Annotated in this window: 10 protein-coding genes; 7 read left to right on the top strand and 3 right to left on the bottom strand. The window is 57.3% G+C overall.

Features of this window, described 5'->3' with window-relative positions:
* Nucleotides 1–125: 125 nt before the first annotated feature.
* Nucleotides 126–767 (top strand): DUF1345 domain-containing protein, encoded by a 642-nt coding sequence (locus tag AOA62_RS07065; protein ID WP_017135030.1) that lies wholly within the window; start codon nt 126–128, stop codon nt 765–767.
* 114 nt (nt 768–881) lie between these two features.
* On the opposite strand, the gene AOA62_RS07060 is transcribed toward AOA62_RS07065, so the two are convergent.
* Nucleotides 882–2,840, bottom strand: a complete 1,959-nt coding sequence (locus AOA62_RS07060) for an autotransporter outer membrane beta-barrel domain-containing protein (protein ID WP_099548235.1) — start codon at nt 2,838–2,840, stop codon at nt 882–884.
* A gap of 241 nt (nt 2,841–3,081) precedes the next feature.
* Between AOA62_RS07060 and AOA62_RS31745 the strand changes: the two genes are divergently transcribed.
* Nucleotides 3,082–3,222, top strand: a complete 141-nt coding sequence (locus AOA62_RS31745) for a hypothetical protein (protein WP_158235122.1) — start codon at nt 3,082–3,084, stop codon at nt 3,220–3,222.
* A gap of 150 nt (nt 3,223–3,372) precedes the next feature.
* Here AOA62_RS31745 and AOA62_RS07055 read toward each other — a convergent pair whose 3' ends face one another.
* Nucleotides 3,373–5,391 (bottom strand): hypothetical protein, encoded by a 2,019-nt coding sequence (locus AOA62_RS07055; protein WP_099548233.1) that lies wholly within the window; start codon nt 5,389–5,391, stop codon nt 3,373–3,375.
* Nucleotides 5,392–5,526: 135 nt separating this feature from the next.
* The gene (locus AOA62_RS07050) at nt 5,527–7,500 is read right to left on the bottom strand and encodes a hypothetical protein (protein ID WP_099548231.1); all 1,974 of its coding nucleotides are present in this window, start codon (nt 7,498–7,500) and stop codon (nt 5,527–5,529) included.
* A gap of 246 nt (nt 7,501–7,746) precedes the next feature.
* Between AOA62_RS07050 and AOA62_RS07045 the strand changes: the two genes are divergently transcribed.
* The 5 genes from AOA62_RS07045 to AOA62_RS07025 all read left to right on the top strand — a co-directional run bounded on the left by AOA62_RS07045 (nt 7,747) and on the right by AOA62_RS07025 (nt 12,918).
* On the top strand, nt 7,747–8,805 hold the full coding sequence (locus AOA62_RS07045) for a LacI family DNA-binding transcriptional regulator (RefSeq protein WP_099548230.1): 1,059 nt from the start codon (nt 7,747–7,749) through the stop codon (nt 8,803–8,805).
* Between the two features lie 87 nt (nt 8,806–8,892).
* On the top strand, nt 8,893–9,675 hold the full coding sequence (locus AOA62_RS07040; protein WP_099548228.1) for a sugar phosphate isomerase/epimerase: 783 nt from the start codon (nt 8,893–8,895) through the stop codon (nt 9,673–9,675).
* Entirely contained in the window at nt 9,668–10,609 is a 942-nt protein-coding gene (locus AOA62_RS07035; protein WP_099548227.1) for a sugar kinase, read from the top strand. Before AOA62_RS07040 ends, AOA62_RS07035 begins: the two co-directional genes overlap by 8 nt.
* 45 nt (nt 10,610–10,654) lie before the next feature.
* Nucleotides 10,655–11,947, top strand: a complete 1,293-nt coding sequence (locus AOA62_RS07030; RefSeq protein ID WP_056859255.1) for an MFS transporter — start codon at nt 10,655–10,657, stop codon at nt 11,945–11,947.
* Nucleotides 11,944–12,918, top strand: coding sequence for an NAD(P)-dependent oxidoreductase (locus AOA62_RS07025; protein ID WP_099548225.1), 975 nt, complete (start codon nt 11,944–11,946; stop codon nt 12,916–12,918). The genes AOA62_RS07030 and AOA62_RS07025 overlap by 4 nt, the downstream gene beginning before the upstream one ends.
* Nucleotides 12,919–13,313: the final 395 nt, after the last annotated feature.

The following is a 13,313-nucleotide window of genomic DNA, read 5'->3' as shown; positions in this document are numbered from 1 at the left end:
TTGCCTCTAACTTGCAGCTTGCAGCTTGCAGCTTGCCGCTTGCCGCTTGCCGCTTGCCGCTTGCACCTTGTAGCTTGCAGCAGCGCAACATAAGGTGCTCACAACCTCCCCTGTTGTGAGCACCTATGGCCTTCCTCGCCCGCACCCACCCTCGCCTCTCATCCGCCGCCGTCCTTGGCCTTGCCGTGGGCATCCTGGCGCCGGCCGATACGCTGATCAGCAAAATCCTGATTGGCTGGAACGCCGGGGTCTGGACCTACCTGGCGCTGATGCTGTGGCTTACCAGCCGCTCACGTGCCGATGACGTAAAACGCATCGCCGAGATCGAGGATGAAAACGCCGGGCTGGTGCTGTTCATGGTGTGCATTGCCGCGATAGCCAGCCTGGCTACCATCACAGTCAACCTGGTAGGCAGCAAAGACCTGGACAGCACGGCGCGCCTGCTGCACTACGGTTTTACCGGCATGACGGTGATTGGTTCATGGTTGCTGACCGGGGTGATTTTCAGCGTGCATTACGCCCGCCTGTTCTACACCTGGGAAGGCGACGAGCCGGCGCTGCGGTTTGCCGAGGGGCTGCGTAACCCCAATTACTGGGACTTCCTGTACTTCTCGTTCACCATCGGCGTGGCGGTGCAAACCGCGGATGTGGGGGTTGCTACACGCGCAATGCGCAAAGTCGTTTTGGGCCAGTCGTTGATTGGGTTTCTGTTCAATACGGCGATTCTGGGCTTCTCGATCAATATTGCTGCCGGGCTGTTCAGTTGAACCCTGATATGGCGGCAATCCTGATCTAACCGAAAAAGGCTATTGAAAAGCGCTTTTGCGTTCAAAAAAAAAGCCCTGATCTTTCGATCAGGGCTTTATAGGGCGCCGGTTTATTTAGAACGCATAACGCAGGCCAACATTGACAGCGGCTTTTTGCTTGATTTTGTCACTGGTGCTGGTCTCCAGGTCGACATGCGCCTGCAGGTCCTGGGTAAACGACACCGCCACACCGGCACCGTACTTGGTGCGCGAGCCCGACAAATCATTGTTGAAGGTCTGGTTGTTGACCGTGACCTTATTGTTGTTGGCAAACTCGTGGACCATTGCCGCACGCAGGTAAGGCTTGATCAGCGTGCCATCATCGAGTTGGAACTCATGACCAACGGTCGCACCGGCCTCGGCGGTCCTTGAGCGGGTGCGCTCACCGTCCACTTGCAAACCCTTTTTCAGGCTGTACGTGCCACCCTGGACCACAATGGTCGACAGTCGGCCGTAAGGTTCAATAAAGGAACTCTCACCGAACTTGATATGACGGCCGAGTTCAGCCGATACACCACCGCCTACGTTGTGGTAGCCACCCTTGGTCGACGTGTTGTCACTGAGTGTTGCCTTGGCCTGGTTCTGGAACCGGTTGGCTTTGGCCACGGCATCAAAATAGAAACCGCTTTCTTCGTCCATCCAGGTGGCATAGGTACCCAGGAAGTAGCTCTTGACGGTACCGGCAGCGCCGCGAGCCGGGTTTACGTCAGAGTTACTGTGGCCGCCAAATACACCCACCTTCCATTGGCTGTCGCCCAGCGGCGTATCAGCACCGATGGAAAAACCTCGCAGGTTCTGCGAGTAGCCGGTGCCCGAACTCTGGGACACATCATATTGACTGCCGATACCACGGACCCAAAGACCGGTGCTTTTCGAGTAACGCAACTCACCCATACGTTGGCGCAATGAGCCCTCTTCGGCGGTCATGATGGTCACCGGGGTGTTGAACAATGCCGTCACCACGCGGGCACTGCGGCTGATCACACGGGTTTGCGTGTCCAGAAACCAGTCATTGCCTTCCTGTTTCAGGTTATAGGCATAGGCACCCATGTCGACCGGGCCGCCCTCCAGGGAGAACGCCGCGTCACCGCCGCCGGTGTGCACAACCTGGGTTTTGACCAGTTCGCTGCCGCTGGCTGCGAGTGCCAGGCTGTGGTTGCCCGTGGCTTCGCCGGTGACATTGATAAAGTCGGTTTTGCCTTGGTCGAAATCGGTGCCCATGACAAAGGTGCCGTTACCCGAAAGCGTCTGAAGGTTCAGTTGGTAAAACTCATTCGCCGCGCCCATGGTCACCGTACCACCGGCCATGTTCAGTGCGCCCACCTGGCTGTCACCGGTCATGTTCCAGTTGGAAGCATTGCCTACGCTCAGGGTGGAGACGTTCTGCAACTGGCCCGTCAGCTCGGCGTTGTTTTGCAGGTTCAAATGCACGGTGCTGGTGGCATCGGCGATTACATTACCGGCCAGGTTTCGGCTGTTATCCACATTCATCGTTGCCGTGGCACCGCCAGACACCGACAGTAGATTGCCATTACCGCCTTTCAACGTAGAACCGTTGAGTACATCGATAGACACCACTGGCACTCGATTTGGCGTGCCCCTGACCGAGATGGCCGAACCGCTGCGACCCTCAACCACGGACTGGTCCAAAACCAGTTTGCCATCCGTCAGGTCCCCCCGATTACGGGTGAACGACACGCCATGACCATTGCCGATGATAGTACTTTGCGTGGCAGTCGCCGTGGCACCTGCGAGGGAGAGCCCAAAGGCCCCTACTCCCGTGCCCTGCACCAGCGAGTTTTGTTTAAAGTGTAACTGACTGCCGGTGAATGCTTCCGCACCGCCGATAGCGCCACTGATCGTAGAGTTGCTGACCTCAGCGGACGAGCCGCTCGAAGTGCCTACAAAACCAAACGCCTGCAACCCTACGCCGCTGGTATTGGTGAGGGTACTGTTATTAATAACCGCCTTACTGCTGTCCAGCCGCACGGCGCCGTATAGGGAATCGCTCGAAGTAACACGTGCAGCGTCCATGTTTACTGTGGAGCCCTGCACAGCATGTACACTATTCGCCATACTGCCGCTGTTCATGTTCAACGTGGAATTTGAAAGGTTGATCGTGGTGGCTGTTGCACGGTTCATCGTCAACGCTGATTGGCCCGACAATTGCCAATCCGTTGTTTGCTCAGTTGCGTCAATGGTTCTTTGCTCACCGCTACCTATCACAACCGCCTGAGCTTGCCCCTGCATCGCGGCAAACAAACAGAATGTAATGGTGGGGACTTTCATCATTGCACTCAAGGGTTTGAGTTCGAACGTGTTCAGTGCCGACATGGTCAATCACTCTTTTGGTAAGGCCTACAAAAGCGGTTCGGCTCACTTCCTGAAAGTGACGCCTTACCTGTGCGGCACGTAGAGTAAGTATTAAACACTCACTCTTATGTAGGATTAATCTGCAACCTATTGGTAAGTAGGCAGCACTTTGGGTCATCCAATCGGTAGGGCACTGTCAGGGAAACCCCCTCTCAGAGTGAGAGGGGAACCCTGCAGCGTATCAATGACGCCTCTAAGGGACGATGATTGGTCCCACGTTATCGCACCGTGTGAAACTCAACGTCGTACGTACGTTAACGCCCGCGGTACCACGCCCCAGCGTGCCGTTGTTCAGCGGCACGGTGTAAGTCGCCTCCGCACGCCCTACTTGGGCATGTTCAAGGAAACCCGCGTAGGGAATCCGGAAGATATGGCCGTTATCTCTAATGGTAGGGGTAACGAGTACGTTGAAACTTTGCGTTTGGTCAAAAAGCCGAGGTGTGCCCGTGCGAGGTCTGAACACCTGCAGTACCAAGGTCAGTAGCTGACCAACCACCATTCTCGGGTCCGGATCCACAGCTACCCTGCCTTCCCAGTTTGTCGGCGCCGGTGCTACTAACGCTTGGCAGGCCCATTGAGCAAACGCCCCCCCCGTCGCATTGACATATTTAGCCGCCGGCAGGGGTGTAGTTACCGCATCCCGCACTTCAACCTCTCTAGGTAACGCGCGATTGAGGTTAGTGGCAGACGTTGGCGTTGCCGTTGGTGATACGACATAGCTGATGTTATGTTTGCCATTGCCCAGTTTTTGAAAGACACTCCAGTCGATGTCCCAGGTGACAAAGTCTCCAGGTATCTCATTGCTTATTTCCTTAGCGGGCGCGATGAACGTACCGTCAGGGTTGACAAGGATAAGAAACATGCCTGGCGCCGGCAGTTCAGCAGGGTCAGAGGTTCGCCATAACTCGACCGTAACGGTGACCGGCTTGCCAGCCTGTGCAAACTCCATTATGTTCGGTGCCGCCGCGTCGGTCCCAAGGAACGATGCAGGAATCAGTCGGGTATTGATACTGCCTGGTATTCCCGGATTGCTCGGCCCCGTCACACTAAAGTCCACTCTGAACGGCGTGGTCGGGCCAGGGAAAGTGTCACCATTTTTGCGTATTTCATAGGCGATACCGACCGATTTCGGACCTTTTGCATTGGCATAGTCCGCTACAGCCAGGGGGCTCAGAAAGGCCTGATCCAACGTGATTGGAACCGAGAGAACGCGAGACCATGGGCTCCAAGCTCCATTGTTGTATCGAACCCGATACTCGTCCTTGGTAGTGTCAACGTTCGTATAGGTCGGTATTTCGCCCGTTGGGCCTGATTTCAAGTCTTCAATAGTGACCAAGTCATCAACGAGGTCTGGCGCCTGGTGAATGATAATCGGCTGTAAATTTTCGGGTGCCGGATCCAGCGCGATAGTGAAGGTAATCGAAGGCGCAGAGACCAAACTTGCATTGCCCTGCGAGTCCCTGATTTGGTAAGTAAAGAAGCACGGCCCCCCTTGCGTAATCTCATTGGCGAGCACTGTCAGCATGTTGCCGGTTTGGGCCATGGGCCGGGGTGGAGTCTGTCGGGCTACTTCTGTGGCTGTCACGGGGGTGCCGTGGTTATAGAAGAAGGTCAGCTCATCTCCTGGCTTCCAAGCCCCGAGGCCCGTCGTTACGTTGTCAGGAATAGAGAATGGCAAATTGAACTGCGTCAGTTGTGCCAGACTAATAACCTGGCCCGGCGGAAAGGCCCCCGTGTATTGCGGCGCAGGTGGCTGAACCCTTAAATAGGGTGGATCCAAGTCTATTTTATACGTCGAAATGGGTGAGGACTGGCCGAGAGAACCAGGCCTGTCTACGGAGCCTGGAATAGTTGGATCCGCCCCCTCATTCTGGTGCAAGTCAAAACGTACTTGAAAATCACCCGACTGCTGCACTCCCGAGCTCGTAACGACAGGAATACTCGCCGAAAATTTGTCACCTGGGGCGTTGATTACAAATTGCACTTGAGCCACTAACGTCCATGAGTCAGGCAAGTCATTAATGACGTCTCTTCGATAGACTAGAGCCCAGTCACCCGCGTCTGAACCTGGGCCGGAAGTGATGATCAACACCACAGGCTTGTTCCCGTCAGCCGCTGAAATATACCCTGTTACAGGGTCTACTCCTTGGATTTCGGGAGCAACTGCTCCAGGGCTGGGATCTGCCTTTACCGTAATTTTTTTACCGATCATGTCCTATTCTCCATCCGCAATTATATTTTTACCGAATAAAACCAAACGACCAGGGACCTCTGGATACTGAAGCCCTCACGCCACTTACCTCACTGCCACCTACACTTCGATCTTCATGAATGGGTTTATGCAACGCTAGGCCGGCCCACAATACTTCCCAGTCGGATATTTAAGGTCAACTTGCACATACCCGACTTTCGATACGCCTTTTAATCCGTGGTTTCGAAAAACACTATATTTCGCAGAGGCGCCGGCATAGTCCCTCAGCGGTTTGATTATGTTTTGATAATCTGTAATTTCAAAAGTATGGGACATTTGATTGACGCCCCACGTATGACTCAGGATAAGAGCTGTCGACGCTATCGGGTTGCGATCCGGGTAATTAGCGTACCCCTGGAACGACAGCGTACACACATCCCCTGGGGCTATACCGACTCCGGGCGTCACCTGAATCTGAAATACCTCCCAGGGAAGCGGGATCGATTTGCCGTCGGGGCCAAAGCCAGGTGTGCAACTAATAATTTTATTAGGATGATTTATATTTTGAGGGAACGTGGGTTTTGGAAAACTTATAGGCGGCGTGATGGTTACGACAACACTTTGATTACCCGATTGTTGCTCGTTAACGCCGTTGGTGCTCACGTAATACACGGGGGCAGTCGTATTACCACCGCCCTGTATGATCGACCAGCTAATGCGATTGTCAAAAACGATAAGGGCGCCAGCGGTGTCACCCAACTTGACGGTATAGGTTGCCACCGGCGCTGCCTGCCCCGGCCAGTACAGCAACAACATGTCACCGACTTGCGGGTTACCGGACAGGCGCGCTTCCACTCTGACAGCGTCGATACTGTCGCGACTGTCCAGTTTATTGGCTGTATTGGACACCGCGCCATAGAGATTGGCCAAGTCCAACAGTGGGTTAAGTAACGCTGGCGCCTGATTGTGATCGCGGCCGAATACCGTGAAATCCATATTGAGCAATTTCAGCGGAGACAGCGTCCCAGGGCCCACCGTGTCGGAAGCACGTCTAATGTAATAGCGAAACGGCACCTTGTCCTTTCGCTGCAGGTCGGAGCCGTTGGCAATCAGCTGCTGCCAGGTCAAGGTTCCGGTAAACGGAAATGAAGTGACAGGTATCGGCGGAAGTTTAACACCCGCCAATTCAGGGATACAGAGATCCCCAGGTATAAAATTGGTGTAGCTGCTGATGCCAAACGAGACGATATTACGCGCATCGTCACGTTTGATGAGTTGATCAAAATCAAACGCAGGCACCGTAGGCACGGGCAAATTGCCGGGCAGTGGCGTTAGACTCAGCAAGACACTTCCGGGCGTGGAAAGTTGACTGATGTTACCCCCCTCATCCTTGACCCGGTACACCGCAAACAATTCTTGCGCACCTGAAAACTTGCGAAATTCCGACACCAGCACCTTCAAAATAATTGCGCCTGCAATAGCAACTATTTTTTCAACGTGAATCGGTAAGCCAGTCGGATTTGAATTGCTGCTCATAAACCACAGAAATATTTCGTCAAGCGTGGCGCGAACCTTATAATCGCCCGGCACCACGACATCCAGTGTCAAATTATTATCCAGATCAGGATTAGTAATAACTGCACTTGAAAACACCGGCGCCTTAAGCACCTCGCCTTTACCCGGCGCACTGCGGTCGATAATAATCCTGACTGGGGGCGAGAAATTGGCCACCGGTGCGTCGGGCTGGTCAATGTGTATGCGATAAGAAAGATTGAAGACACCGTCATTCATCAGCAAACTGCTAGGAATATACGTCGGCAGTGGAAAGTCGCCGGGAAACAACTCTCCCACGACCGGTATCGGTTCAACGTAAACAGGCAGCGCTAATCCCTCCTGATGCAAAACATGAACAATATAATCAACGGCCCCCGGCTTGGTCAGTTCAATCCATGGGCCGGGTATCCATACGAGAAGATCATCATCCAATAAGCGTTTTGGAATCACACCACTTGCCAATCGTCCCTCAACGATTGGCAAGGGGGCTTGAGGCACGGCGGTCACAACTGTGCCGTCGGGCAAACCTGTGGCGCTATTGGTTTGAACATTGCTATTAGTTGGGGGGGGGCTCATATCATTCTCCGTAACAGCAACATTGCGCCGGTCACTGGTTTTTATTGAAGGCTGTGACGTTGATTGAATACCCGTTAGTAACTTCCCGATACTGTCAGAACTAACAGGTCTTACCGCCATTCGTCGGTTGCACGCGCGAATGAGCGCTTGCCGCGCGCTGAATGACACTTGACGTTGTTTCGTGAATGAGGTCTCCTGAAACCGGTTTCAGAACGTCACCACCTCCAATAAGAAAGGCCTGCCACCGTGACTCCTTTTTCCGCCGCCCAGCGCAGCCGCGTGACCATGCTCGACGTCGCCGAACGCGCCGGCGTGTCCAAAGCCAGCGTGTCGCGCTTTATCGGCGAGGACCGCGCCCTGCTCTCCGACGCCATTGCCTTGCGCATCGAACAGGCGATCAGCGAACTCGGTTACCGCCCCAACCAGATGGCGCGCGGTTTGAAACGCGGCCGCACGCGCCTGATCGGCATGCTGGTGGCCGATATCCGCAACCCCTACTCCATTGCCGTGATGCACGGCGTCGAAACCGCCTGCCGCCAGCATGGCTACAGCCTGGTGGTGTGCAACACCGACCGCGATGACGAGCAAGAGCGCCAGCACCTTGCGGCGCTGCGTTCGTACAACATCGAAGGGTTGATCGTGAACACCCTTGGCCACCACCTTGACCAACTGCTGGAGTTGCAGCGCGAAATGCCCCTGGTGCTGGTGGACCGCAAGGTCGAGCCGTTGCACAGCGATATGGTCGGCCTGGATAACCCTGCGGCGGTGCGTGTTGCCGTGCAGCACCTGGCACAGCAGGGTTATCGCGACCTGTTGCTGGTGAGCGAAAAGGCCGATGGCACCAGTTCACGTCTGGAGCGTCAGGCGAGTTTCAATGCCGAGATTGCGGCACGCCCAGGGTTGACCGGCGCCGTGCTGGAACTCGATGGCACGCTGGCAAACCACCTGCACAGCTTCCTCGCCAAGCCAGGCCCCAAGGCGTTGTTCTGCGCCAATGGCGTGGCTGCGCTGGCCTGCACCCATGCGCTCAAAGCGCTGGGCCGCAACCTCTTTGATGACTTCGGCCTGATTGCCCTGGATGACCTCGACTGGTACCCGCTGGTGGGCAACGGCATCACCGCCCTCGCCCAACCCACCGACGCGATTGGCGCCAGCGCCTTTGACTGCCTGCTTAAACGCTTGCGCGGCGATGACGCACCACCGCGTACCCTGGATTTTTTGCCCGAACTGATCGTCCGTGGCTCCACCCAATCCCTTGTGGGAGCTGGCTTGCCTGCGATGGCGGTCTGTCAGGCGAAGCCGTAGTCGCCTGACACACCGCCATCGCAGGCAAGCCAGCTCCCACATTGGTTTTTCGTATAAAAATGAAACCGGTTTCAGAGGTACATAACAATGCATAAATACCCCGTTTCCATCAGCCTATCCAGCTACGGTGCCGACCTGGTACGCACGCTTGGCCAATTGCGTTTTGTCGAACTGCTCAGTGCCGCCGGCGCCCAGCGCATCGAGTGGCGCGAAGAACTGCTGACCACCGAACAACCCACCGACCTCGCCCAGGCCGCTGCCGAAAACGGCCTGGAATCGGTGTACTCATCGCCCCTAGAACTTTGGATCGCCGGGCGCGCCCAGCCCAACGCTGAACTCAGTGCAACCCTGGACCGCGCCCAAGCCTTTGGCTCGCGCTGGCTGAAGGTTTCCCTCGGTTATTTCACCGACACCAACGACCTGCAAAGCCTGCACGCCCTGCTCAACCGCCACCCAGTCAAACTCCTGGTGGAGAACGACCAGACCCTGCACGGTGGGCGCATCGAGCCGATGCAACGCTTCTTCACTGAGGTGGAACGCCTGGGCTTGCCGGTGAAAATGACCTTCGACATCGGCAACTGGCAGTGGCAGGACCAATCCGCGCTCACTGCCGCGCGGCTGTTGGGCCGCCATGTGGATTACCTGCACTGCAAGGCCGTGGCGCGTCGCCCGGACGGCAAGCTGGTGGCCTTGCCGCCCGGCGCTACCGACCTGCATCTGTGGGAACAACTGCTCAAACATATGACTCAAGGTATTACCCGGGCCGTGGAATTCCCGTTGCAAGGCGATGACCTGGTTGCAGTCACCGCACAGCAGGTCGCCGCCCTCGCCCTCCTTGGCCAGCCCCGCGCGGAGAATGCCCATGTCTGAGATCGATATCCTTTCGTTTGGTGAAACCATGGCGATGTTTGTCGCCGAACAGACCGGCGACCTGGCCCAGGTGGCGCAGTTTCACAAGCGCATTGCCGGGGCCGACAGCAATGTCGCCATCGGCCTGTCGCGCCTGGGTTTCAATGTGACGTGGCTAAGCCGTGTCGGCGACGATTCCCTGGGGCGCTTTGTGGTCGACACGCTGAAGAACGAAGGCCTGGATTGTCGGCATGTGGCGGTCGACCCGCTGCACCCGACCGGCTTTCAATTCAAGTCCCGCGAAGAAGCCGGCGCCGACCCGCAGGTGGAGTACTTCCGTAAAGGCTCGGCGGCCAGCCACTTGTCGATTGCCGCGATCAGCCCCGCCTTGCTGCAAGCGCGTCACCTGCACGCCACCGGCATCCCGCCCGCCTTGTCCGCGGCCACCCGCGAGCTGTCCGTGGAACTGATGACGCAGATGCGCAAGGCCGGGCGCAGCGTGTCGTTCGACCCGAACCTGCGCCCGTCGTTGTGGGCCAGCCAAGCGCAGATGGTCGGCGAGATCAACGCCCTCGCCGCCCTGGCTGATTGGGTGTTGCCGGGCCTGGGCGAAGGCCGCCTGCTCACCGGCTTTGACGACCCGGCCGACATCGCCGCGTTCTACCTCGACCAGGGCGCCGAAGCCGTGGCAATCAAGCTGGGCGCGGACGGCGCCTACTACCGCACCCACATGGACCAAGGCTTTATTGCCGCCGTGCCGGTGGAAACCGTCGTGGATACCGTGGGTGCCGGTGATGGTTTTGCCGTCGGCATGATCAGCGCCCTGCTCGAAAACCTGAGCTTCCCCGAGGCAGTACAGCGCGGCAACTGGATCGGCAGCCGCGCCGTGCAAAGCCGGGGTGATATGGAGGGTTTGCCCACCCGCTCTGAATTACCCACCCGATCTGTTGCATGACCCACTCCCTGTTGCCACAACTACAACAAGCTCAGGAGCAACCCCATGGAAACTGTGAAACTCGCCACCCGTCGCTGGTGGTACATCATGCCTATCGTGTTCATCACCTACAGCCTGGCGTATCTGGATCGGGCCAACTACGGCTTCGCCGCGGCCTCCGGCATGGCCGAAGACCTGATGATCACCCCCGGCATGTCGTCGTTACTGGGCGCGCTGTTTTTTCTCGGCTACTTTTTCTTCCAGGTGCCAGGTGCGATCTACGCGCAAAAACGCAGCGTTAAAAAGCTGATTTTCGTCAGCCTGATTCTGTGGGGCAGCCTGGCCACGCTGACCGGCGTGGTGTCCAACGCTTATATGCTGATCGCCATTCGCTTCATGCTCGGCGTGGTCGAAGCCGCGGTGATGCCGGCGATGCTGGTGTACCTGTGCCACTGGTTTACCCGTGCCGAACGCTCACGGGCCAACACCTTCCTGATCCTCGGCAACCCGGTCACCATGATGTGGATGTCGGTGGTCTCGGGCTATCTGGTGCAGCACTTCAGCTGGCGCTGGATGTTTATCATCGAAGGCCTGCCGGCGGTGATCTGGGCGTTTATCTGGTGGAAGCTGGCGGATGAAAAACCCGCCGACGCCAAGTGGCTGAGCGAGCAGCATAAACAAGACCTGCAAAGCGCCCTGGCCGCCGAACAGGTCGGGATCAAGGCGGTGAAGAACTACGCCGAAGCCTTTCGTTCGCCCAAGGTGATCATCCTGGCGCTGCAGTTTTTTTGCTGGAGCATCGGTGTGTATGGCTTCGTGTTGTGGCTGCCGTCGATCCTCAAGGCCGGCTTGCAGATGGACATGGTCGAAGCCGGTTGGCTGTCGGCGCTGCCGTACCTGGCAGCGGTGATCGGCATGCTGGCGGTGTCGTGGGGCTCGGACAAGCTGCAAAAGCGTAAACGTTTTGTGTGGCCGCCGCTGCTGATCGCCTCTATCGCGTTTTACGCGTCCTACGCGCTCGGCGCTGAGCACTTCTGGTGGTCCTACACCCTGCTGGTCATCGCCGGGGCCTGCATGTATGCGCCCTATGGTCCGTTCTTTGCCATCGTCCCGGAAATCCTCCCGGCCAACGTCGCTGGCGGCGCCATGGCGCTGATCAACAGCATGGGCGCGCTGGGCTCGTTCGGCGGGTCGTACCTGGTCGGTTACCTCAATAGCAGCACCGGCTCACCCGGCGCCTCGTACTTGCTGATGAGCGGTGCGCTGATGTTTGCCGTGGTGCTGACGATTTTCCTCAAGCCCGGCGCCAGTGATCGCGTGCCGGTGCCAACCCTGGAGTTGAAGGTAAAAACCTCATGAAAAAGTCTGTGGTCCTGTACAAAAAACTCTCCGCGCCATTGATGGCCCGCCTGCACGAACACGTCGACGTGACCCTGATTGACGCCCTCGATGAACCCGGCCTGGCCAGGCTGCGTGACGCCTTGCCTGGTGCCCATGGTTTGTTGGGTGCCAGCCTGCGCCTGGATGCCAGGCTGCTCGACCTGGCGCCCAAGCTCGAAGCGGTGGCCAGTGTGTCGGTGGGCGTCGACAACTACGACATCGACTACCTGACCCAACGCGGCATCCTGCTCAGCAACACGCCGGATGTGCTTACCGAAACCACGGCGGATACCGGCTTCGCGCTGATCCTGGCCACCGCTCGCCGGGTGGTCGAGCTGGCCGATATGGTGCGTGCCGGGCAGTGGAGCAAGAACATCGGCCCGGCGCATTTTGGCACCGATGTGCATGGCAAGACCCTGGGCATTATCGGCATGGGGCGCATCGGCGAAGCCCTGGCTCAGCGTGGGCATTTCGGTTTTGGTATGCCGGTGATTTACCACAGTCATTCGCCAAAACCGCGGGTAGAGGAGCGCTTTGGGGCGCAGTTTCGTAGCTTGCCGGAGTTGTTGCAGCAGGCTGACTTTGTGTGCCTGACCTTGCCACTCACGGCTGAAACCGAAAAGCTGATTGGCGCGCGTGAGTTTGCGTTGATGGGGCCGGAGACGATTTTTATCAATATCTCGCGTGGCAAGGTGGTGGATGAGGCGGCGCTGGTTGAGGCGCTGCAACAACGCACGATTCGGGCGGCGGGGTTGGATGTGTTTGAGCGCGAGCCGTTGAGTCATGACTCGCCGTTGTTGCGCTTGAACAATGTGGTGGCTACACCGCATATCGGTTCGGCGACCCACGAGACGCGGGAGGCGATGGCCGCTTGCGCGGTGGAAAATTTGCTGATGGCGCTGGGTGGGGAGCGGCCGGACAATCTGGTTAATCCGAGTGTGTATGCTTGAGATTGCGGTGGGTCAGTCGGCGGGGTCGGTGACTTAGATGCTGTTGTGTACATATCCGTTGCTGCGGTAACGGCCACTTAGGGTTCCGCCCTTACGGCGGCTCACTTTTGGAAAGACCCAAAAGTAAGCAAAAGGTCTTCGCCCCAACACTCGGTGCCTCGCTGTGGCTCGGCATGCCCGCAATCCGCCAGTGATTTGGGGGGCCGCCGCGATGGGCCATCCTTGGCCCAGCGCGGCTAAACCGGCATCCCTGCCGGTTTACCCCCCAAATCACTGTCAGATTCCGGCCATCGTGTTTGACGGGGCGATTTCAGATCAAGATCAAGATCAAAAGCGCAGATCAAAAGACCGCTGACTTCGTCATCGAAAAGGATGTAAGGGCCAGAGCAACAGCA

The organism is Pseudomonas sp. 2995-3, assembly GCF_002742565.1.
GTDB lineage: Bacteria > Pseudomonadota > Gammaproteobacteria > Pseudomonadales > Pseudomonadaceae > Aquipseudomonas > Aquipseudomonas edaphica.
This window is presented reverse-complemented; position numbering and strand designations above follow the sequence as displayed.

Coding starts and splice junctions, on each gene's coding strand:
- AOA62_RS07065 (WP_017135030.1), top strand. CDS start 126: ATGGCCTTCCTCGCCCGCACCCACCCTCGCCTCTCATCCGCCGCCGTC.
- AOA62_RS07060 (WP_099548235.1), bottom strand. CDS start 2,840: ATGGACGCTGCACGTGTTACTTCGAGCGATTCCCTATACGGCGCCGTG.
- AOA62_RS07055 (WP_099548233.1), bottom strand. CDS start 5,391: ATGATCGGTAAAAAAATTACGGTAAAGGCAGATCCCAGCCCTGGAGCA.
- AOA62_RS07050 (WP_099548231.1), bottom strand. CDS start 7,500: ATGAGCCCCCCCCCAACTAATAGCAATGTTCAAACCAATAGCGCCACA.
- AOA62_RS07040 (WP_099548228.1), top strand. CDS start 8,893: ATGCATAAATACCCCGTTTCCATCAGCCTATCCAGCTACGGTGCCGAC.
- AOA62_RS07035 (WP_099548227.1), top strand. CDS start 9,668: ATGTCTGAGATCGATATCCTTTCGTTTGGTGAAACCATGGCGATGTTT.
- AOA62_RS07030 (WP_056859255.1), top strand. CDS start 10,655: ATGGAAACTGTGAAACTCGCCACCCGTCGCTGGTGGTACATCATGCCT.
- AOA62_RS07025 (WP_099548225.1), top strand. CDS start 11,944: ATGAAAAAGTCTGTGGTCCTGTACAAAAAACTCTCCGCGCCATTGATG.